The 20,589-nt window shown below is 71.8% G+C and carries 17 protein-coding genes; 10 read left to right on the forward strand and 7 right to left on the reverse strand.

Translation table 11 applies throughout. The annotated features are described in order from the left end of the window. The first annotated feature begins 140 nt into the window (after positions 1 to 140). Entirely contained in the window at positions 141 to 1,481 is a 1,341-nt protein-coding gene (locus DEI96_RS04215; RefSeq protein WP_027464496.1) for a threonine/serine exporter family protein, read from the forward strand. 67 nt (positions 1,482 to 1,548) lie between these two features. Here DEI96_RS04215 and DEI96_RS04220 read toward each other — a convergent pair whose 3' ends face one another. Beyond that, entirely contained in the window at positions 1,549 to 3,270 is a 1,722-nt protein-coding gene (locus DEI96_RS04220; RefSeq protein WP_111024782.1) for a class I adenylate-forming enzyme family protein, read from the reverse strand. 240 nt (positions 3,271 to 3,510) lie between these two features. Continuing rightward, positions 3,511 to 5,904, reverse strand: coding sequence for an Ig-like domain-containing protein (locus tag DEI96_RS04225; protein ID WP_284183633.1), 2,394 nt, complete (start codon positions 5,902 to 5,904; stop codon positions 3,511 to 3,513). A gap of 218 nt (positions 5,905 to 6,122) precedes the next feature. Here DEI96_RS04225 and DEI96_RS04230 point away from each other — a divergent pair, with 218 nt between their 5' ends. Both DEI96_RS04230 and DEI96_RS04235 read left to right on the forward strand, forming a co-directional pair. Then, positions 6,123 to 6,704: a LemA family protein gene (locus DEI96_RS04230; RefSeq protein WP_027464499.1), complete on the forward strand. Its 582-nt coding sequence runs from the start codon at positions 6,123 to 6,125 to the stop codon at positions 6,702 to 6,704. Between the two features lie 19 nt (positions 6,705 to 6,723). Next, positions 6,724 to 7,626: a M48 family metalloprotease gene (locus DEI96_RS04235; protein WP_111025037.1), complete on the forward strand. Its 903-nt coding sequence runs from the start codon at positions 6,724 to 6,726 to the stop codon at positions 7,624 to 7,626. Between the two features lie 4 nt (positions 7,627 to 7,630). On the opposite strand, the gene DEI96_RS04240 is transcribed toward DEI96_RS04235, so the two are convergent. Beyond that, positions 7,631 to 8,914: a winged helix-turn-helix domain-containing protein gene (locus DEI96_RS04240; RefSeq protein WP_111025038.1), complete on the reverse strand. Its 1,284-nt coding sequence runs from the start codon at positions 8,912 to 8,914 to the stop codon at positions 7,631 to 7,633. A 93-nt stretch (positions 8,915 to 9,007) separates the two neighbouring features. Between DEI96_RS04240 and DEI96_RS04245 the strand changes: the two genes are divergently transcribed. Both DEI96_RS04245 and ilvA read left to right on the forward strand, forming a co-directional pair. Continuing rightward, a complete protein-coding gene (locus DEI96_RS04245) occupies positions 9,008 to 10,267 on the forward strand; it encodes an AI-2E family transporter (protein ID WP_051596497.1) in 1,260 nt (419 codons plus the stop codon). 48 nt (positions 10,268 to 10,315) lie between these two features. Further along, the gene (ilvA, locus tag DEI96_RS04250; RefSeq protein WP_071406124.1) at positions 10,316 to 11,575 is read left to right on the forward strand and encodes a threonine ammonia-lyase; all 1,260 of its coding nucleotides are present in this window, start codon (positions 10,316 to 10,318) and stop codon (positions 11,573 to 11,575) included. Positions 11,576 to 11,707: 132 nt separating this feature from the next. Here ilvA and greA read toward each other — a convergent pair whose 3' ends face one another. Then, entirely contained in the window at positions 11,708 to 12,196 is a 489-nt protein-coding gene (gene greA / locus DEI96_RS04255) for a transcription elongation factor GreA (RefSeq protein ID WP_017886739.1), read from the reverse strand. A 71-nt stretch (positions 12,197 to 12,267) separates the two neighbouring features. After that, a complete protein-coding gene (locus DEI96_RS04260; RefSeq protein WP_051596498.1) occupies positions 12,268 to 12,759 on the reverse strand; it encodes a DUF4307 domain-containing protein in 492 nt (163 codons plus the stop codon). Positions 12,760 to 12,778: 19 nt separating this feature from the next. Between DEI96_RS04260 and mca the strand changes: the two genes are divergently transcribed. After that, the gene (mca, locus tag DEI96_RS04265) at positions 12,779 to 13,669 is read left to right on the forward strand and encodes a mycothiol conjugate amidase Mca (protein WP_027464504.1); all 891 of its coding nucleotides are present in this window, start codon (positions 12,779 to 12,781) and stop codon (positions 13,667 to 13,669) included. Beyond that, positions 13,666 to 13,971: a hypothetical protein gene (locus DEI96_RS04270; RefSeq protein WP_017886736.1), complete on the forward strand. Its 306-nt coding sequence runs from the start codon at positions 13,666 to 13,668 to the stop codon at positions 13,969 to 13,971. The genes mca and DEI96_RS04270 overlap by 4 nt, the downstream gene beginning before the upstream one ends. 243 nt (positions 13,972 to 14,214) lie before the next feature. Here DEI96_RS04270 and trhA read toward each other — a convergent pair whose 3' ends face one another. Continuing rightward, positions 14,215 to 14,934 (reverse strand): PAQR family membrane homeostasis protein TrhA, encoded by a 720-nt coding sequence (gene trhA, locus DEI96_RS04275; protein WP_258372719.1) that lies wholly within the window; start codon positions 14,932 to 14,934, stop codon positions 14,215 to 14,217. Positions 14,935 to 15,030: 96 nt separating this feature from the next. Here trhA and DEI96_RS04280 point away from each other — a divergent pair, with 96 nt between their 5' ends. The 3 genes from DEI96_RS04280 to phoH2 all read left to right on the forward strand — a co-directional run bounded on the left by DEI96_RS04280 (position 15,031) and on the right by phoH2 (position 18,893). After that, on the forward strand, positions 15,031 to 15,816 hold the full coding sequence (locus DEI96_RS04280) for an isoprenyl transferase (RefSeq protein WP_027464506.1): 786 nt from the start codon (positions 15,031 to 15,033) through the stop codon (positions 15,814 to 15,816). 85 nt (positions 15,817 to 15,901) lie between these two features. Beyond that, positions 15,902 to 17,011: an aminotransferase class V-fold PLP-dependent enzyme gene (locus DEI96_RS04285; protein ID WP_111022572.1), complete on the forward strand. Its 1,110-nt coding sequence runs from the start codon at positions 15,902 to 15,904 to the stop codon at positions 17,009 to 17,011. 520 nt (positions 17,012 to 17,531) lie between these two features. Beyond that, positions 17,532 to 18,893, forward strand: coding sequence for an RNA 5'-3' helicase PhoH2 (gene phoH2 / locus DEI96_RS04290; RefSeq protein WP_181440457.1), 1,362 nt, complete (start codon positions 17,532 to 17,534; stop codon positions 18,891 to 18,893). Positions 18,894 to 19,064: 171 nt separating this feature from the next. On the opposite strand, the gene DEI96_RS04295 is transcribed toward phoH2, so the two are convergent. Beyond that, positions 19,065 to 20,468, reverse strand: coding sequence for a class II fumarate hydratase (locus DEI96_RS04295; RefSeq protein ID WP_111022573.1), 1,404 nt, complete (start codon positions 20,466 to 20,468; stop codon positions 19,065 to 19,067). Between the last annotated feature and the right edge of the window lie 121 nt (positions 20,469 to 20,589).

The raw sequence follows: 20,589 nt of genomic DNA on the forward strand, positions 1-20,589 counted from the left end.
GGTGGGATCGGGTCGCCCTGGGCATCGGACTGGAGGCGCGGGACCGGCCCGCCACGTGCCTCCCGGCCCGCGGACCGTCGCCTTCCCGCGAAGACGGCGCGACTGCACGACCGGCTCGCCGCCCAGTAGCATCGACGATCGTGGTCGGACTCGGAAGCGCACTCGCCAACCTGCAGAACGCCCTCCGCCGACCGGAAGCACACGTCGAGGTCGTCGACGGCGAGAGCGTCCCGGTCGGCATGCTCCTCGGCACCCTCGGAGCCCTGCTCCTGGACGCCGGCAGCTCCGTCACCGACGTCCGGTCGGCCCTCGAGAAGGCCCGGGACGCCGCCGGGGTCGGACCGACGCTCGCGATCGGCGTCCTGCCCGCCCTGGTGATGGTGAGCGAGGTCTCGACGGGCGCCGCCACCATCGTCAACGCCGAGGGCGTCGAACTGTCCTCCCGCCAGGCCGCCCGCGCCAACCGCGTCGTGCTCGGGCTCGAGAGCGGCTCCATCGCCCTCGCCGAGATCCCCGCCCGCGTCCGGGCCATCCGGGCCGGCACCGTCCCGCCGCCCGCGCTGCCGTGGATCCTCGGCAACGCCCTGACCTCGGCCGGCCTGGCCGTCGTCTTCCGCTGCCCCTGGTGGGCGATCGTCCTGGCGCTCGTCGTCGGCGGCCTGGTCGGCGTGATCGGACTGGTCCTCCGGCGCTTCCGCGAGGCCGTGGCGATCATCCCGTTCCTGGCCGCGTTCGTGTCGACGGCGATCGTCGGCCTGGTCGCCGCGGGTACCGGGTTCGAGCAGGTCCCGCTCTTCGCGGTCTGCGCCCCGGTCGCGGTGTTCGTCCCCGGCGCGCTCATCACCAACGCGTTGCTCGAACTCACCGCCGCGGACATCGTCACCGGGTCGTCGCGACTGGTGCAGGGGCTCATCATGCTCGGCTTCATGGCCGCCGGCATCGCGTCTGGCAGCGCCCTGACCGGGTTGCACGTCGACCCGTCGTCGGCCGCGCTCGTCGGCGAGGTCGCGGGGGTCGGCACCGACCTGGCCGGCTGGGAGTCCGTGCCGGCGTACTGGGTGTCGTGGGTCGCCGTCGTGGTGCTCGCGGTCGGGCTCGGTCTGGTGTTCCGGTCCGGGTGGCGCCTGACGCTCGTGTCGGTGGCGGTCATGGTCACCGCCTACGCCGTGGTGAGCACGACGACGCCGCTCTGGGGCAGCGTCGTCGCGACCGGGGCCGCGGCGGCGCTGCTGTTCGTCGCGACCCGGTTGCTCGAGCGGCTCGTGCCGGCGATCCCGGCGACGGTGTCGTTCTTCCCGGCGTTCCTGCTGCTCGTGCCGGGGACGGTCGGGCTCGTGGCGGTGGCCACCTTCGATCCCGAGGCGCTCGCGACCCCGCTCGCGACCTTCGTCAGCCTGTGCATCGGGACGAAGATCGGCGGGCTCCTGCCCGGCCTCTTCGCCCGCAACGCGCCCCGGCGCGCGGTGGACGCGACCAGCTGACGGACGGGAGGCCCGTGGCGGCGCCGCCACGGGCCTCCAGGCCGTCACCGGCCGGGTACCGGGCGCGCTACGGCTCGATCAGCCGGCCGGCTGCCGCATCCGCCGCGGCCGTGTCCTTCGCCAGGTAGTGCACCTTCTTGCCGGTGGCGTTGTAGGGCACGTCCGTGACGAAGCGGTACCGCCGCGGGCGCTTGTAGCGGGCGAGGCCCGGGTGGGACCCGGTCCACTCCTCGAGCGCGGCCGCTGCCTCGGCGTCGTCGGCCGGCAGCCGGTCGCCGGCACGGACGACGTACGCCGTGACGACCTCGCCCCACCGCGGGTCCGGCACGCCCACCACGATGGAGTCGGCGACCCCGGGGTGCTCCTGCAGCACGGCCTCGACCTGGACGGGGTGCACGTTCTCGCCGCCGGAGATGACCATGTCGTCCTTGCGGCCCACGATCGTGACCCGCTCGTGCTCGTCCCACGTGGCGAGGTCGCCGGGGTAGAACCAGCCGTTCGCGAACTTCTCGGCCTCGAGCCCGGGGTTCCGGTACGAGTAGCCGGACTTCACGGTGCGGACGGCGAACTCCCCGATCTCGGTGCCGTCCTTCGCCACCGTGTCGGTCGGGTCGGCCAGACGGTCCTCGTGCACGCGGACGACGGCGACGTCGTCGTCGGTCGATGCGCGACCGGTGGACCCGGCGCCGTCCGGGAAGTCCTCGGGGCGCAGGAACGTGTTCCAGAAGGTCTCGGTGGTGCCGTAGCCGTTGAAGATCCTCGGCGACAGCAGCTCCTGGTACCGCAGCGCCGCGGCGCGGTCGAGCGGTGCGCCCATCGTGACGATGCCGTTGAGGCTCGACAGGTCCCGCGCCCGGCGTTCCTGCGCGTCGGCGAGCTGCACCAGGTTCGGCGGGGCCCCGATCAGGAACGTCAGGCGCTCGGACTCGACCAGGTCGAGCACCCGGTCGGCGTCGAAGTGCCGCAGCGTCGTGAGTTCCGCGCCGACGTAGAACACCGGGTTCGGGCCACCGGAGTACAGGCCGCCACGGTGGAACAGCGGCGACATGTTGAGCGTCTTGTCGAACGGACTGAGCGGGAAGTGCATGACCACGTCGTGCGCGCTGAGCACCTCGACCAGGCTCGGCAGCGGGACGGGCTTCGGCCGACCGGTGGTGCCCGAGGTGTAGAGCCGGGTGGACTCGTCGTAGGTGCTGCGCGGGCCGATCGCCGCGAGTTCCTCGGGGGAGACGGGCTCGGACGCGAGCAGCTCGGCGAACCGGTCGTGGTCGCCGCCCACCGGGACGACCTGGTCCGGCCGGTGCGGCGAGGACTCGATCGCAGCGGCGATCGCACTCGTCCGCTCGGTGTCGTGCACCAGGACGGCGGGTGCGGAGTCCTCGATGATGAACGCGACCTCGTCCGGGGCGAGCCGGAAGTTCGTCGGCGAGAACACCGCGCCGATGCGGTGGCAGGCCAGGTAGAGCATCGCGAACTCGGGTGAGTTGAACAGCTCGACCATCACGACGGAACCCCGTCCGCCGCCGTGCCGGACGAGCCACCCGGCGATCCGGTCGACGGCGTCGCCGAGCTCGGCGTAGGTCCAGGAGCGGTCCGTCCCCGGCTCGCGCAGCGCGGGTCGGCCGGCGAAGCGGTGGGTGTTGCGGGCGAAGCCGTTCGCGTAGGTGAAGCTGCCCTCGAACACCTCGCGGAAGCGCGTCGCGTCGTAGTCGGACCGCGTGTCGGTGTGGGGCTCCGGGTCGGGTCGGGTGTCGGTGCGGGGTTCCGGGTCGGGTCGGGTGTCGGTCATCATCGCTCCTGCCGCCGTCGTGCGGTGCACACCGTCGGTGCTGCGCGGGCACCGGTCGCGCGGCACTGCTGCACCGCTGGTCCGGTGCGGCGTCGGTCGTCCGTGCGGGACGGCGAACGTCCCCCGTGCGGTGCGACCAGCACCGTTCGTCACACTAGCCCGCTGTCCGCGAACCGGCCCGGATGTGCGTCTTCTGTCCGACGGGTGGTGCGGTGCGCCGCTCTGGAGGCCCGGCTCGGGTCAGACGCGGGCCGCACGCCTGTCGGTGCGCAGCCAGACCAGGGCCGCGATCGCGGCCGCCACGCAGGCCGCGGCGATGCCGACGAGCAGGGCCGGTGCGGCGTGCGTGCCGGTCGTCCCCGAGTAGACCGCGGTGGTCAGCGCGACGGCGACCACCGCGAGCGCGACGTACCGGCCACGGGAGGCGGCGAGCAGTGCACTGCCGGCTGACCCCGCGACGGGCAGCAGCGTCGCGACGACGGCACCGAGCCCGCCGACGCACAGGGTGATGGCGAACTCCGACCCGAGCGACACCCAGAAGCCACCGCCCGCGAGCAGGCTGTGCAGCACCCAGCCGGCCGCGGCGAGCCCGAGCAGTGCCAGCACCCGCCAGGTCGCACCCCGGGCGCTCGCGGCGATCCCGGTGCCCAGGCGGAGCGGGCCGGTCGCCAGACCGGGGCGGACGGACGGCACGAGGACGACCCCGACGATGAGTGCGGGGGACAGGTCGGCCGCGCGGGTGACGCCGCACGCCACGAGGGCTGCGAGCACGAGCCACGGCGACACCCGGAACCCGACGGTGCGGTGGTCGCTGCCGGCTGCCCACCGCGTGGCGAACATGACGGCGGCGGTCAGGACGCCGGTCCCGGCGAGGACGGCGATCGCCAGACGGGCGTAGCGGGCCTCGAGCTCGACGCCCACCCCGAGCAGGGTGCACAGCGCCGCGACGGACACCGCGATGGTGATCGACGCCCAGGTCGGCAGGACGTCGTCGCCGCGGGCGCGGTCGGACCGCGAGCGGTTGCGGCCGAGCAGCCCGGCGAACGGCGAGCGGAGGCGGCCCCGGGTGACCGCGGCCACGAGGGCGAGCGGCGCGGCGATCAGCAGGAGGAACCCGGCGGCGACGGCGGTGGCGATCAGGACGGTCCGCCACGAGAACGCGGTCTGGATGGTCGGGACGGTGCGGTCGTAGGTGGTCGCCGCGGTCCAGTCGCCGGCGGGGCCGGACCAGTCGGGGTGGCCTCCGGCGCTGCCGACGCCGGCCGGGGTGCTGCCGGTGCCGTCGCTGGGGCCGTTGCCGGTGCCGTTGCCGGTGCCTGCTGCGCCGCCGTTCTCACCGCCGTTGCCGCCGTCGCCCCCGTGACCGGCGGCGTTCGTGCCGTTGCCGTTGCCGGTTCCTCCGTGGCCGGTCGCGCCGGGGGTGCCCGTCGTCGCGCCGGACCCCGGCGTCGACGTACCCGGCGTCCCCGGGGTGTCCGTGGGGCCCGGGGTCGGTGTGGCGGTCGGAGCCGTGGTGGTGGACCACACCGTGACCCGCACGGCGGCCGACGACCGGGAGTAGTTGCCGGCGACGTCGTGCTGCGTCGCGGTGAGCTGGTGCCCGCCGGCGCGCAGCGTCGACCCCGCGGTGGAGCACGACCACGAGGCGTCCGACGCGACCACCACGCCGCACACCGGCGCACGGTCGACGTACACGGTCACGCGGGCGCCCGGCTCACCGGTCCCGGCCACCGTCGTCGAGCGGGTGCCGATCCGTTGGCCGTCGTCCGGTGTCGTGATGCGCGGGGCAGCGGGCGCCGTGCGGTCGACCGTGATCGTCACGGGAGCGGAGGCCGCGCTCCGCAGGTCCGACCGGTAGCCGCGCGCCGTGCTGGCGGTCTGCGACGCGGTGACGGTGAACCGGCCGTCGGCGAGCGACCCGAGGGCGGCCACCCACCGGCCGTCCGCACCGACCCGGGCGGTCTGCTGGGCCGAGGAGCCGGACACCGACAGCAGCACCGTCGATCCGGGGTACCCCGTGCCGGAGACCGTGCCGCCGGTGGGCCCGGCGGCCGCCAGGGTCGGCGGGACGATGACGTCCGAGGCCGGTGCACTCGCGACGGGCAGTGCGGCGACGAGGTCACGCACCGTGAAGACCTGCTGCGGGCCGGAGCGCACGGTGCCGAGGCAGGCCCAGGAACCGTTCGGCTCCACCCGGGTCGTGCACCCGGACGAACCCGTCGCGGCCGGGCCGGTCACCCGGACGGTGTGCCCGGGGGTGCCGGTGCCGTGGAAGCGCGTCGTCCCCGTCGTGACGTCACCGGGATCGGCGATGGTGGGCCGAACGGCGGGACGCGTGGGGGTGGGCGTCGGGGCGCCCGGTCGGCCGGGGCTCGGCGGAGCGATCTCGCTCGGCTCGGGGGTGGCGGTGGGGGTGGCGGCTGCCCGGGCGGCGGGGGCTGCCGGGGCGTCCGCAGCGGCGGCGTCGACCGACGTGCCGTCCGCGGCGACCGCGATGGCCGGGGCTGCCGCGGCGCCGAGCAGGGCGGCGACGAGGACCGTCGTCGTCGCTGCGAGCAGGGCGAAGCGGGGACGACGACGAGGGCTGTCGCCCCCGACAGCCCCCTCGTCCACGTTCTCCCCGCTCGTGTTCACCGGACCCATCCCACGGGATCTGCGGCCTCCGGTCAATACACCTCGCGGATGAGGTTCGGGATCGGGCCGCAGTCCGGGAACCCGGTGTGCGTGACTCGGGAATCGCCCGTGAACACTGCTCACGGAACGGAGCATGCTCAGTGCGTCGATAGACTTCACGATGGCCGTTCAGGCCAACGCAGCACCGCGGATCCCGACGCGCAAAGGAGTACGCCCGCATGGACACCGGACTCGTCACGACGCTCATCGTCGTCGGAGTGGTGGTGGTCGTCCTGGTGATCATCGGGATCTACCTCTGGGTGACGTACAACTCCCTCGTGACGCTCAAGGTCCGGGTCGACGAAGCCTGGAGCGACATCTCGGTGCAGCTGAAGCGCCGCGCCGACCTCATCCCCACCATCGTGGACACGGTCAAGGGGTACGCCACGCACGAGAAGGCGGTCTTCGACGATGTGACGAAGGCCCGCGCCGAGACCCTGTCCGCCGGTGACGCCGACACGGCCTCCACCGCTGAGGGGCACATGCAGAAGGCGCTCAAGAGCGTGTTCGCGGTGGCCGAGGGGTACCCGCAGCTGCAGTCGAGCCAGAACTTCCTGCAGCTGCAGTCCGAGCTCGTCGACACCGAGGACAAGATCCAGGCCGCCCGCCGCTTCTACAACGGTGGTGTGCGTGAGTTGAACACGAAGATCCGGGTGTTCCCGAACTCCACGTTCGCGAAGAACCGTGGTTTCTCCGAGGCCCCGTTCTTCGAGACGAACGAGCCGGCGGCCATCGCCGAGCCGCCGCGCGTCCAGTTCTGACCCCAGCGTCGGATCCGACGTGTACAGCGCCATCGCGCGGAACAAGCGCAACACCGTGGTCATCGTCCTGGTGTTCCTGCTGATCATCGGCGCGCTCGGGTTCCTCGGCGGGTACCTCGCCGGCAACGTCTCGATCGGCTTCATCGTGCTCGTGGTGGCCCTCGGGTACGCGGTGCTGCAGTACTTCCTGGCGGCACGGCAGGCGACCGCGATCGCCGGCGGGGTCGAGATCGACCGCGTCTCGGAACCGCGGCTGTGGCGCACCGTCGAGAACCTCGCCATCGCGACCGGCATGCCGATGCCCCGGGTGTTCGTCATCCCCGACCCCTCGCCGAACGCCTTCGCCACCGGGCGTGACCCGGAGCACGCGGTGGTGGCAGCAACGACGGGGCTGCTCGAGCTCATGGACGACCAGGAGCTGCAGGGCGTGATGGCGCACGAGCTCGGACACGTCCGGAACTACGACATCCGCGTGTCCACGATGGTCTTCGGTCTCGTCGTGGCCGTCGGGCTCATCGCCGACGTCCTGCTCCGCATCTCGATCTTCAGCGGCCTGTCCGGCGGGCGGAACCGCAACTCGGACAACGGCGGCAGCGCCAACCCGGTGCTGCTCATCGCCGGGATCGTCGCCGTCATCGTGGCCCCGATCGCGGCGGCCGGCGTGCAGGCGGCGGTGTCCCGGCAGCGCGAGTACCTGGCCGACGCCACCGGGGCGATGACGACCCGGTACCCGGAGGGCCTCGCCCGGGCCCTCGAGAAGCTCGGCGCGTACGGCCGACCGATGCAGACGCAGAACTCCGCAATGGCGCACCTGTGGATCGCCGACCCGATGCGCCCCGGTGTGATGGACCGACTGTTCTCGACGCACCCGCCGCTGCCCGACCGCATCGCGCGGCTGCGGGCGAACGCCGACCGGTTCTGACGGGTCAGCCGATGCCGTCGGCGGCCGTGTCGTCGGCCGTCTCGATCGGTTCGGGGGTGTCCGCGTCGTCAGCGGACTCGTGCGGCACCAGGGGCACTCCGAGCGCCCCGGCGACGGCCGCAGCAGCGGTGCCTCGGTCGGTCACCTCGATCGCGCCGAGACCCTGCCAACTCGCGGTCCGTCGCAGTGTGTCGGCGAGCCGCTCGGGGTCCAGGTGCTCGCCGGGTTCCTGCCACGCGGTCCGGACGCGGAGTACCCCGCGCTGCCGGTCGCTCTTCAGGTCGATCCGCCCGACGAGCCGGTCGTCCTGCAGCACCGGCAGCACGTAGTAGCCGAACACCCGCTTCGGCGCCGGCGTGTAGATCTCGATCCGGTAGTGGAAGCCGTACATCCGCTCGGCCCGCCGCCGGAACCAGACGACCGGGTCGAAGGGGCTCAGCACCGCGTCCGCCGTCAGCTGCCGGGGGACCCGGGCTCCCGCGTGCAGCCAGGCCCGCTCGCCCCAGCCCTCGACCCGCACCGGCAGGAGCTCCCCGGCGTCGGTGAGGTCGGCGATCGCCGTGGCCGTGTCGTCGGAGCGCAGCCGGTAGTAGTCCGCAATGTCCGCTCGGGTGCCGATGCCGAGCGCCCGTGTGGCCTGGCGCACGAGCTCGAGCACGGCATCGGCACGCGGCGGGGCGGTCTCGAGGAAGCCCGCGGGCAGCACCTGCTCGGGCAGGGCGTACACCCGCTCGAACCCGGCTCGTCCGGCACTCACCGCCTCACCCCAGCGGAACATCTGCTCGAGCCCGAGCTTCACGTCGCTCCACCCCCACCAGGGGCCGCGTCGCACGTTCGACTCGTGCTCCACCGCGCTCGCCCGCATCGGACCCTCGGCCCGGAGCAGGGCGTGCAGTTCGCGCCGGACGGCAGCGGTCCGGGTGACGCCGTCGATCCGGGTCGGGCCGGCGTCACGCTCCCGCAGGGCGTCCATCCGCCACCGGAACAATCGCAGGTCGTCGCGGGGGATGAACGCCGCCTCGTGCGCCCAGTACTCGGTGTAGGGACCCGTCCGTCCGAGCGTCAGCCGGTCGAGCGTCGACCGATCGTAGGCCCCGAGCCGGGCAAAGAGCGGCAGGTAGTGGCTGCGTTCGAACACGTTGACGGAGTCGATCTGCAACAGCCCGAGCCGGCCGAACGCGGTGTTCAGCGCACGCGTCGAGACCGGCTCGGCGGGTGGCCGTCCGAACCCCTGCGCGGCGAGTGCGACCCGGCGGGCCTCGGCGGCGGAGAGCGTCGACCTGGGCATGCCGCGACGCTACCGAACCCCGCCGACATGAGGGTCCACGAACGTATGCCGCATACGGCACCTGACGCGAAGCACATCGCTACACTCGGGCCCATGGCATGGGGAAGCAAGCAGACACACCCCGACCCCGTGGTCGAGGAATCCGTCCCGGTCGGCGTGCGCATCGCCGGCGCGTGGTCGTGGCGGGCGCTCGTCGTCGTCGGCGTGATCGCCGTCTTCATCTGGCTCGTCACGGTCTTCAGCGAGATCCTCATCCCGTTCCTGGTCGGCATCGTGGTCTCGGCGCTCCTCGTGCCGATCTCCAACTGGCTGCAGCGGCACCACGTGCCGAAGTGGCTCGCCGTCGTGATGAGCCTGCTCGGCGGCATCGCGGCGCTCGGTGGCCTGATCTGGCTCGTCGTCGACCAGATCATCGCGTCGTACCCGTCCCTGCGTGACCGGACGGTCGACCAGTACGCGAACATCAAGGACTTCGTCCTGAGCTCCGGGTTCGGCATCAGCCAGTCCGACGTGAACGGCTGGCTCGACGACGGCACGAAGTGGCTGCAGGACAATTCCGCGTCGATCCTGTCCGGGGTCGCCAGCGCGGGTTCGGGCGCCACGCACGCCTTCGAGGCGCTCTTCATCATCCTGTTCACCACGATCTTCCTGCTGATCGACGGCAAGAACGTCTGGCGTTGGTCCGTCCGGCTGTTCCCGAAGAAGGCGCGGGCCGCGGTGGACGGCGCCGGTGTCGCCGGCTGGATCACCCTGACGAGCTTCATCCGCGTGCAGATCTTCGTCGCGTTCGTCGACGCGGTCGGCATCGGCCTCGGGTCCTTCATCGTCGGGCTCTTCTTCGGCGGCATGCCACTGGTGATCCCGATCGCCGCGTTCGTGTTCCTCGGTGCGTTCATCCCGGTCGTCGGTGCCATCGTCACCGGCTTCCTGGCGGTGTTCGTCGCGTTGATCTTCAACGGTCCCCTCGCCGCGGTCCTCGTGCTCGGGGTCGTGCTGCTGGTCCAGCAGATCGAGGGCCACATCCTGCAGCCCCTCGTCATGGGCAACGCGGTCAAGGTCCACCCGCTGGCGGTCGTCCTCGGCGTGACCGCGGCCTCCGGGCTCGCGGGCATCGCCGGAGCCTTCTTCGCCGTGCCGCTGATCGCGACGCTGAACGCCATGGTCACCACCATCGCGAGCGGACGCTGGCGACGGCTCGACTCCGACCACGTCCTCGAAGCGACGCCGAAGCGCGGGCAGCACGGGCAGATCCAGTTGCTCCGACGACGTCGGCACAAGGTCGGCGACGACGTCCCGGCGCCGGGCGTCGACTCCGGTCCCTCGGCCGAAGAAGACACCGCCAGCACCAACTGAGCGTCACACGAGTTCGCCGCGGGGCCCCGGAGCGACGATGATGGGGGAGTGACCGACACCAGCGCCTCCCCGCACACGCTCGCCGCGATCCCGACCCTCGCGGACATCGAGGCGGCGCGCGAGACCATCAAGGGCGTCGCACGCGTCACCCCGATGGAGACGTCGCAGTTCCTCGCCGAGCTGCTCGGGTCCCCGGTGCACCTGAAGTGCGAGAACCTGCAGCGCACCGGTGCCTACAAGGTGCGCGGTGCCTACAACCGACTCTCGACCCTGTCCGCCGAGCAGCGCGCCAAGGGCGTCGTCGCCGCGAGCGCCGGCAACCACGCGCAGGGTGTCGCCCTCGCCGCCCGCGAACTCGGCATCCCCGCGACGATCTTCACGCCGGTCGGCGTCGCCCTGCCCAAGCTGCAGGCCACCCGCCACTACGGCGCCGACGTCGTGCTGCGGGGCCACTCCGTGGAAGAGGCGCTGAGTGCCGCGAAGGACTTCGCCGCCCACACCGGCGCCGTGTTCATCCCGCCGTTCGACCACCCGGCCGTGATCGCCGGGCAGGGCACGCTCGGCCTCGAGATCATCGACCAGGTGCCCGATGTCGACACCGTCGTGGTGCCGATCGGTGGCGGCGGCGTCATCTCCGGCATCGCACTCGCGGTGAAGGGCATGGCCGAGCGGCTCGGACGGCCGATCCGGGTCATCGGCGTGCAGGCGGAGAACGCTGCGGCCTACCCGTCGTCGATCACCGCCGGCGAGCCCGTCACCATCACCACGAAACCGACCATCTCCGACGGCATCGCGGTGGCGCGCCCCGGCGACCTGAACTTCCCCATCATCCGCGACCTGGTCGATGACATCGTCACCGTCTCGGACGACGACACCGCCCGCGCCCTGCTCGTCCTGCTCGAGCGCGCCAAGCTCGTGGTCGAGGCAGCGGGGGCCGTCGGCGTCGCCGCGATCATGTCCGGCGCCGTCCGCGACACCGGCCGCACCGTGGTGCTGCTGAGCGGCGGCAACATCGACCCGCTCATGATGGAACGCGTGATCACCCGCGGGCTCGTCGCCGCCTCGCGCTACATCGGCATCCGCATCATGCTGCCGGACCGCCCGGGTCAGCTCGCCCGCGTCGCCCAGGTCATCTCGGACGCCGGCGCGAACGTGGTGGAGGTGCTGCACACCCGCCACGGCCAGGGCCTGGTCATCAACGAGGTCGCGCTGGACCTGTCGATCGAGGCACGCGGCCCCGAGCACGCGCAGGAGGTCATCCAGCGCCTGCACGAGGTCGGCTTCCGCCCGGAACTCCTGGAGCACTAGTCCGCGACGATCCACGAGTCGTTCGACGCGTGGACTGTCGGAAATGCGGTGCGCGCTCTGGGCGCGACCAGCTGACAGACGGGAGGCCCGTGGCGGTGTCGCCACGGGCCTCCCGTCTGCAGTGGGCCGGGTCTACGGCTCGTAACGCTCGATCTTGACGACCTCGACGGCGATCTCCTTGCCGTTCGGCGCCGTGTACGTGGCCTTGTCGCCGGCCTTGAGGCCGACGATGGCCGCGCCGACGGGGCTGACGGGGCTGTAGACCGTCAGGTCGGAGCCCTCGGCGACGATCTCGCGGCTGCCGACCAGGAAGGTGGACTCGTCGCCGGCGATGACCGCCGTGACGACGGTGCCCGGCTCGACGGTGCCGTCGAACTCGGCTTCGCTGACGGTGGCGTGCTTGAGGAGCTCGGTGAGGACGCGGATGCGGGCCTCGATCTTGCCCTGCTCGTCCTTCGCGGCGTGGTAGCCGCCGTTCTCCTTGAGGTCGCCCTCTTCGCGAGCGGCCTCGATGCGGCGCGCGATCTCGGCACGGCCCTCGCCGCTCAGCTCGTCGAGCTCCGCCTTGAGACGGTCGTGCGCCTCCTGGGTCAGCCAGGTGACCTGCGTGTCGTTGCTCATGTTCTGTCCCTTCGACCATGAAAAAACGAGACCGGCCGAGTGGTCGGTCTCGAGAGGCGAATCAGGACAGTCTAGGGAATCCAGCAGTCGTGGATCAAGCCGGTCACGCCCCGCGTCGTCGTGGTGACCTGCGTGGAGATGCTCCGGCTGCGCTGTTCGGACGCCGGCACGGTGATCTCCTTCCAGCCCACGATCGAGTAGCTCTTGTCGAGGACCTGCACGGCGCACTTCGCCTCGACACCCGGGTCGACGGACACCTGCGAGTGGACGACGGTGCTGTGCTCGGACAGCACCTCGTACCCGATGACGTCCTGGTCGAGGCCGCGGTCGGACTGGTCGAGCCCGGCCCAGATCACCCACGCACCGAAGACCACGACGACCGCGATGGCCGCGACGATGGCGAAGAGGCGGCTGCGGCGCTTGCGGGCCGGGGTACGGCCGTAGCGCTCGTCGAGGGTGGCGGTCTGGGTCTGTTCGGACAGTTCGGGGCTCCCGGGGTGGATATCCTGATCCCAGGGTAGTTCACGCGATGCTGTGCGCTGCCCGCGTCCGACGCCGCTCACCCGCAGTGAGGAACCCCACGTGCCCTACCGTCTGCTGGCCGTCCACGCCCACCCCGACGACGAGTCGAGCAAGGGTGCCGCGACCGCCGCGAAGTACGTGGCCGACGGGCACCAGGTGCTCGTCGTGTCCTGCACCGGTGGCGAGGCCGGCGACATCCTGAACGACCAGCTCGGCGAGCCGGCCACGAGCCGTGCACACCGCGACATGGCCGGGTACCGCCGCACCGAGATGGCCGCGGCGCAGCAGGCGCTCGGCATCGACCACGTGTGGCTCGGCTACCACGACTCGGGGCTGCCCGACGCCGAGAAGGGCGAGACGGTCCGGCCGGGCACGTTCTCCACGGTGCCGCTCGAGTACAGCACCGAGGCCCTCGTCCGCGTGATCCGCCGGTTCCGCCCGCACGTGCTCGTCACCTACGACGAGAACGGCGGCTACCCGCACCCCGACCACATCCGCACGCACGAGGTGTCGATGGCCGCGTGGTCCGCCGCCGCCGACCCGTCGGCGTACCCGTCCGCCGGTGCCCCGTGGTCGATCGCGAAGCTCTACTACGAGCGCACGATGAACCCGCGCCGCTTCAGCACGATCTTCGAAGCCCTGCAGGAGCGCGACCCGGACAGCCCCGCGATCGAGCAGCTGCGCGAGTGGGTCGAGCGGTTCGCCGACCGGCCCGACCTCGCCACCACCCACGTCGACGTGCACGAGTACTTCGACCAGCGTGACGCCGCACTCCGCGCGCACGCCAGCCAGGTCGCACCGGACAGTGCCTTCTTCTACTGGCCGAACGACCTCCTCGCGACGGTGTGGCCGACCGAGGACTACCAGCTCGTGGAGGCACGCGTGCCGACCGAGCTCCCGGAGACCGACCTGTTCGCCGGGATCCCAGCCGACAAGGAACCGACCTCGTGAGCACCATCGCGGCGGCACTCGCCGCCACCCCCAGCCCCAGCCCCTCGGTCGTCCCCGACGTCGACGTCACCCCGGGTGTCGTCGGGTTCATCGCGATCGCACTCGTCGCGATCGTGACGATCCTGCTCGTGGTGGACATGACCCGACGCATCCGTCGGACCCGCTACCGCGCCGAGGTGCGTGAGCGGCTCGAGGCCGAGGCGAACGGCACCGCAGGCGACGGCACCGCGACGGACGAGCCGGAGCGGCGGGCGGCCGAGGACGGCCGCGCCGACGTCGGCGACGACACCGAGCGCGGCTGACGCGACAGCAGGGCGGACTGGCGCGGCTACAAGGCGGACTGGAGGCCCGTGGCGGCATCGCCACGGGCCTCCAGTCCGACTTGTGCGTGCGTCTACCGGAACCGGGCGTACCTGGTCGAATCGGGCGTACCTACCGAAACCGGGCGTACCTACCGAAACCGGGCGTACCTGGTCGGAACTTCCTGGTGAGTACGCCCGGAACCACCAGGTATCGCACGTGTTCTGGGAAGGAACGTGCGACGGTCAGCGCACCGGGTCCAGCGCGACGATGAGCACACCGACCCACTGCGCACCGAAGGCCACCACGGTCAGGGCGTGGAACACCTCGTGGAACCCGAACTGCGTCGGCACCGGGTTCGGCCGCTTGAAGGCGTAGACCAGCGCGCCGATGATGTAGGCGACGCCGCCGGACAGGATGAGCACGGTCATCGGGACGCTCGCCGCGAAGAACTGCGGCAGGAGCCCGAGGGCGGCACACCCGAGGACCAGGTAGATCGGGACGTACAGCCAGCGGGGCGCGTTGATCCAGAGCACCCGGAACGCGATGCCGAGCGCGGCGCCCGACCACATCACCCAGAGCACGACGACCATGAGCGTGTGCGGCAGGGCGCAGATCGCGACCGGTGTGTAGGTGCCGGCGATGAGCAGCAGGATGTTGGTGTGGTCGATGCGCTTCAGCACGGCCTTCACCTTCGGCCCCCACGGGAACCGGTGGTAGGTCGCCGAGACGCCGAACATCGCGAGCGACGTCGCCATGAACACGGCGCTGCCGACCTTCGCGGCGGTGCTGTCGGCGAGGGTGATCAGGACGACCCCCATCGCGATCGCGAACGGGAACGCACCGAGGTGGATCCAGCCGCGCCAGGCCGGACGGGGTTCGGCGGCGGTCGTGGTCGTGTTCGCCGACGCCTCTTCCGTGAACGGGACGTGGGGGAGTGTTCCGGTCTCGTGCTCGTCCTGCATGGTCCCGACCATAGGGCCTGACCCCGAACGACAGCCACGTGTCCGCAGAGCGGGAGCCTCAGGGATCCGGTGTCGGTGGTGCACTACGCTCGGTGCGTGACCGGGACGGCGGGATGGACAGGGCGAGGGATCCTCTACCGCGCCTACCAGCGCCGGATCCGCCGCCAGCTCGAGGGTGCAGCGAAGCCCAAGCACGTCGCCATGATCGTGGACGGCAACCGCCGCTGGGCGAAGCAGCTCGGGCTCGAGTCCGCCGCACACGGCCACCGCGCCGGCGCCGCGAAGATCCCGGAGTTCCTGACGTGGTGCGACGACCTCGGCATCGAGGTCGTGACGCTGTACCTGCTGTCGGCCGACAACCTGACGGGTCGCGGCGGCGAGGAGCTCGAGGAACTCGTCGGCATCATCGCCGACCTCGCCGGGGTCCTGGCCGACAACCGTGACTGGCGCGTGCAGCACGTCGGGTCGAACGAGGGGCTGCCGGAGAACCTGGTGACCGCGCTCGAGCAGGCCGAGCAGCGCACCGCCGGCCGCACCGGCCTCCACGTCAACCTGGCCGTCGGGTACGGCGGCCGTCGTGAGATCGCGGACGCCATGCGCAGCATCGTGCAGGCGCACGGCGCGGGCGGTGGCACCATCGACACCCTGGCCGAGGTCCTGACGCCGGAGCTCATCGGCGACCACCTGTACACGCAGGGTCAGCCCGACCCCGACCTGGTGATCCGGACCTCGGGCGAGCAGCGGCTCTCCGACTTCATGCTGTGGCAGAGCGCGCACAGCGAGTTCTACTTCGTCGAGGCGTTCTACCCGGACCTGCGCGAGGTCGACTTCCTCCGGGCGGTCCGCGACTTCGGCCTCCGGTCGCGTCGCTTCGGCGGCTGACCAGCCACCTCCCGCACCGGGTTCGTCGGCGGAGCCGCGTCCCAGTAGGCTCTCAGGGTTCAACCCTGTGAAAGGTGCACCACCTGTGAACATCGACGAGTACGCCGCCGGCTTCTCCGAAGACCCCGGTTACCTCGACCACGCTGCGTTCGGCCCCGTGCAGACCGCCGTGCTCGAGGAGCAGCGTGTGCTCGGCACCATCCAGGCACACATGCGCTTCGGCGCCATGGAGACCCTCGACGAGCAGGACGCCCGCGTCCGCACCGTCGCCGCCCGCCTGGTCGGCCGCCGCGAGGACCAGGTCGTCTCGCAGGCCGCGACGACCCCGGGTCTGCTGCACACCGCCTTCGGCCTGAGCGGTGGCGTGCTCGTCTCCGCCGACGAGTACCCGTCGCTGCCGCTCGCACTCGCCAGCGCGGCCTCGGCCACCGGCGGACGGGTGCAGCCCGTCGTCATCGAGTCGGGTGCCGGCTGGGTGACCCCCGAGCTGATCCGTGAGCGCCTGACCGACGAGGTGACCGCCGTCGCGGTATCCCTGGTCGACTGGCGCACCGGCTACCTGACCGACCTCGCCGCCATCCGCGAGGTCATCGGCGACCGCCTGCTCATCGTCGACGCGATCCAGGGCTTCGGCGTCGTCGACGCCCCGTACGAGGTCGCCGACGTCGTCGCCACCGGCGGGCAGAAGTGGTTGCACGCCGGGTGGGGCACCGGGTTCGTGGCGTTCAGCGACCGCGCCCTGAACCGGATCCGTCCGGCGCTGTCCGGTCCGCACGGCACGTCCGGCTGGCCCACCGAGGTCCCCGCGGTGCGTCCGGGGGCCGCCGGCTTCCAGATGTCCCGCATCGACCCGGTCGCGCAGGCTCGGCTCGCGGTGTCGCTCGAGCGTCTCACCGCGGTCGGCGTGGCCGCCGTGCAGGAGCGGATCACCGACCGCGTCGAGCGCGTGTTCGCGATCGCCGACGAGTTCGGGCTCGAGGTCGAGTCCAGCCGCGACCCGGCCGAGCGCGCCGGCATCGTGGTGCTCCGGCCGACGCAGGGTCGCGTGACGGCCCTGTCCGCCGCGATGCACAACCACGGCGTCACCGCGACCACGCGGCTCGGCGTCGCGCGGGTGTCCGTGTTCCCGTCGACCACCGACGAGACCCTGGACATGTTCCGCGACGCCTGCGTCTCGTACGCGACGATGCAGTAGCAGCGGCTGGCTGCTGCGCTTGCTGCCTCCCGTCCGCGGCCCGCGAGCGGTCACGACACCCCGCTCACGTCCGCCGAGTGGTCACCACCTGTCGGCCGGGGCCGTCGCAGCCGACGGTTCGTGACCACACGGCGTTGCGCGCGCGACGAGTGGCGACCAACGGACGGCCTGGAGGCGCGGTGCCAGGCCGCCACGGGCCTCCCGGCCGCAGCCCGCGAGCGGTCACGACACCCCGCTCACGTCCGCCGGGTGGTCACCACCGGTCGGCTGGCGCCGACGCAGCCGACGGTTCGTGACCACTCGGCGTCGCCGCCGCGCGCGGCGTCGCGAGCCACGCTCGCGTTGTTCACGCGACCGTAACTCCGGAAACCGCGTGTCGCTGTCGGGGTGTCGGGGGCCGGACGTACGTTGTCCCCATCGGGCACCGCGCCCGATCGAAGCGGCCACAGTCGGTGCTTCGGGACCCGCTCCGTGGCCGCGTTCGAGGACAGGACCGGGCCCGTCGCGGCCCGGGGATGGAGTGGTCGTGACCTCTCAGAACGTCTCTCGCGGAGCACAGCAGCAGCACACCGCGGACTCGTCCACATCGGTCGCCCAGCGCACGTACGTGCTCGACACATCGGTGCTCCTCAGCGATCCGCGGGCCTTGTTCCGCTTCGCCGAGCACGCCGTGGTCCTGCCCGTGGTGGTCGTCAGCGAACTCGAGGCGAAGCGCAACGACCCGGAGATCGGGTACTTCGCCCGGCAGGCCCTCCGGCTGCTCGACGAACTGCGCATCGAGCACGAGCGGCTCGACTTCCCGATCGCGATCGGCGACGGCGGCTCGTTCCGCGTCGAACTGAACCACTCCAACCAGTCCGTCCTGCCGTCGGGCCTGCAGCTCGGCGACAACGACTCCCGCATCCTCGCTGTCGCGTCGAACCTGAAGAACGACGGGCTCGACGTCGTGGTCGTGTCGAAGGACCTGCCGCTCCGGGTCAAGGCGTCGTCGATCGGCATGGCGGCGGAGGAGTACCGCGCCGAGCTCGCGGTCGACTCGGGCTACACCGGCATCGCCGACCTGCAGGTCTCCGGCGAGCAGATGTCCGACCTGTACGAGAAAGAGGAGATCCGGTCCTCGACGCTCGACGGTGTCCCGGTGAACACCGGCGTCGTCATCCACTCCGAACGCGGATCAGCCCTCGGCCGCGTGCACGTCGCCGGCGCCGTCGCACTGGTGCGCGGCGACCGCGAGGTCTTCGGGCTCCGCGGACGCTCGGCCGAGCAGCGGCTCGCCATCGACGCCCTGCTCGACTCCGAGATCGGCATCGTCTCGCTCGGCGGCAGCGCCGGCACTGGCAAGTCGGCGCTCGCCCTGTGCGCCGGACTCGAGGCGGTGCTCGAACGGCAGCAGCACAAGAAGATCATGGTGTTCCGGCCGCTGTACGCCGTGGGCGGGCAGGACCTCGGCTTCCTGCCCGGCGACGCCGGCGAGAAGATGAACCCGTGGGCGCAGGCCGTCTACGACACCCTCGGCTCGGTGGTGTCGGACAACGTCCTCGACGAGGTGGTCGAACGCGGCCTGATCGAGGTGCTGCCCCTGACCCACATCCGCGGCCGCTCCCTGCACGACGCCTTCGTGATCGTCGACGAGGCGCAGTCGCTCGAACGGAACGTGCTGCTCACGATGCTCTCGCGCATCGGTCAGAACTCGCGGGTCGTGCTCACCCACGACGTCGCGCAGCGCGACAACCTGCGGGTCGGTCGGCACGACGGGATCGCGTCGGTCATCGAGCGACTCAAGGGGCACCCGCTCTTCGCACACGTCACACTGACGCGGTCCGAGCGCTCCGCGATCGCGGCCCTTGTCACCGACCTGCTGGACTCGCCGGACCTGGCGTAGCGGCAGGCGCTGTCGGGTTTTCGCGCTGACCGACAGGTCACGGGCTTCCGGGCGCGTGACCTGTCGCTCAGCGCGTGAGGCGGGCAGAGCCGCCATCGGACGGACGGGAGGCCCGGTGCCAGCTGGCACCGGGCCTCCCGTCCGTCAGGGGGGTGCGTCAGGAGCGTCGCGTCAGTTCGGGTGGGTCATGCTCAGGACGTCGAGCGCCTCGTCGAGCTGCGCTTCGGTGACCTCGCCGCGCTCGACGTGGCCGAGGGCCACGACGGCTTCGCGCACGGTGATGCCCTCGGCGACGGCGTACTTCGCGACCTTCGCCGCTGCCTCGTAGCCGATGACCCGGTTGAGCGGGGTGACGATCGACGGCGAGGACTCCGCGAAGGCGCGAGCACGCTCGAGGTTCGCCTGCAGCCCGTCGATGGTCTTGTCGGCGAGCACACGCGAGCTGTTCGCCAGCAGGCGGATCGACTCGAGCAGCGCCGTGCCCATCACCGGGATGGCGACGTTCAGCTCGAACGCACCCGAGGCACCGGCCCACGCGATGGTGGCGTCGTTGCCGATGACCCGGGCGCCGACCATCAGGGTGGCCTCGGGGATCACCGGGTTCACCTTGCCCGGCATGATCGAGGAGCCGGGCTGCAGGTCGGGGATGTGCAGCTCACCCAGGCCGGTGTTCGGACCGGAGCCCATCCAGCGCAGGTCGTTGTTGATCTTCGTCAGGCTGACGGCGAGCACCTTGAGCGCTCCGGAGGCCTCGACCAGGGCGTCACGCGCGCCCTGCGCCTCGAAGTGGTCGACGGCCTCGGTGATCGGCAGGTCGGTGTCGCTCGCGAGCTGGGCGATGACCCGCTGCGGGAAGCCCTTGGGGGTGTTGATGCCGGTGCCGACCGCGGTGCCGCCGAGCGGGACCTCGGCGACGCGGGGGAGCGTCGCCTGCACCCGCTCGACGCCCAGGCGGATCTGGCGGGCGTAGCCGCCGAACTCCTGCCCGAGGGTGACGGGCGTGGCGTCCATCAGGTGCGTCCGGCCGGACTTCACGGCGTCCGCCCAGAGCGTGGCCTTCGCCTCGAGGGACTCGGCGAGGTGCTCGAGGGCAGGCACGAGCGTGCGGAGGAGCGCCTCGGTCACGGCGACGTGCACGGAGGTGGGGAAGACGTCGTTCGACGACTGCGAGGCGTTGACGTGGTCGTTCGGGTGCACCGCCGAACCCGCGATGTCGGACGCCAGTGTCGCGAGCACCTCGTTCATGTTCATGTTCGACGACGTACCGCTGCCGGTCTGGTAGACGTCGACCGGGAACTGGTCGTGGTGCTGGCCGCCGATGATCAGGTCGGCCGCGCCGACGATGGCGTCGGCGACGGCGGGCTCGACGATGCCGAGTTCACCGTTCACGATGGCCGCCGCACGCTTGATCCGTGCGAGTGCCACGATCTGCGCCGACTCGAGCCCGGTGCCCGAGATGGGGAAGTTCTCGACAGCGCGCTGGGTCTGGGCACGGTAGAGCGCCGACTTCGGCACCCGTACCTCGCCCATGGTGTCGTGCTCGATGCGGAACTCGGTCGGGGTGGTGTCGGTCACGTCGTCGTGGTCCTTCCTGGGGTGCTCGCCGGTCGCGGTCGCGCCGGCCCGTGCCTGCGCCCCGGGGTCGCCGGGGCGGTCGTCGTCGGGGTCGGTCTTCGTCTGGCTCGGTCGTCGTCGG

Source organism: Curtobacterium sp. MCLR17_031, from assembly GCF_003234775.2.
Classification (GTDB): Bacteria; Actinomycetota; Actinomycetes; order Actinomycetales; family Microbacteriaceae; genus Curtobacterium; species Curtobacterium flaccumfaciens.

What these genes read in the sequence shown, in the direction of transcription:
- DEI96_RS04220 (WP_111024782.1), bottom strand. Translation starts at nt 3,270, where the DNA reads ATGACCGACACCCGACCCGACCCGGAACCCCGCACCGACACCCGACCC.
- DEI96_RS04230 (WP_027464499.1), top strand. Translation starts at nt 6,123, where the DNA reads ATGGACACCGGACTCGTCACGACGCTCATCGTCGTCGGAGTGGTGGTG.
- DEI96_RS04240 (WP_111025038.1), bottom strand. Translation starts at nt 8,914, where the DNA reads ATGCCCAGGTCGACGCTCTCCGCCGCCGAGGCCCGCCGGGTCGCACTC.
- DEI96_RS04245 (WP_051596497.1), top strand. Translation starts at nt 9,008, where the DNA reads ATGGCATGGGGAAGCAAGCAGACACACCCCGACCCCGTGGTCGAGGAA.
- greA (WP_017886739.1), bottom strand. Translation starts at nt 12,196, where the DNA reads ATGAGCAACGACACGCAGGTCACCTGGCTGACCCAGGAGGCGCACGAC.
- trhA (WP_258372719.1), bottom strand. Translation starts at nt 14,934, where the DNA reads ATGCAGGACGAGCACGAGACCGGAACACTCCCCCACGTCCCGTTCACG.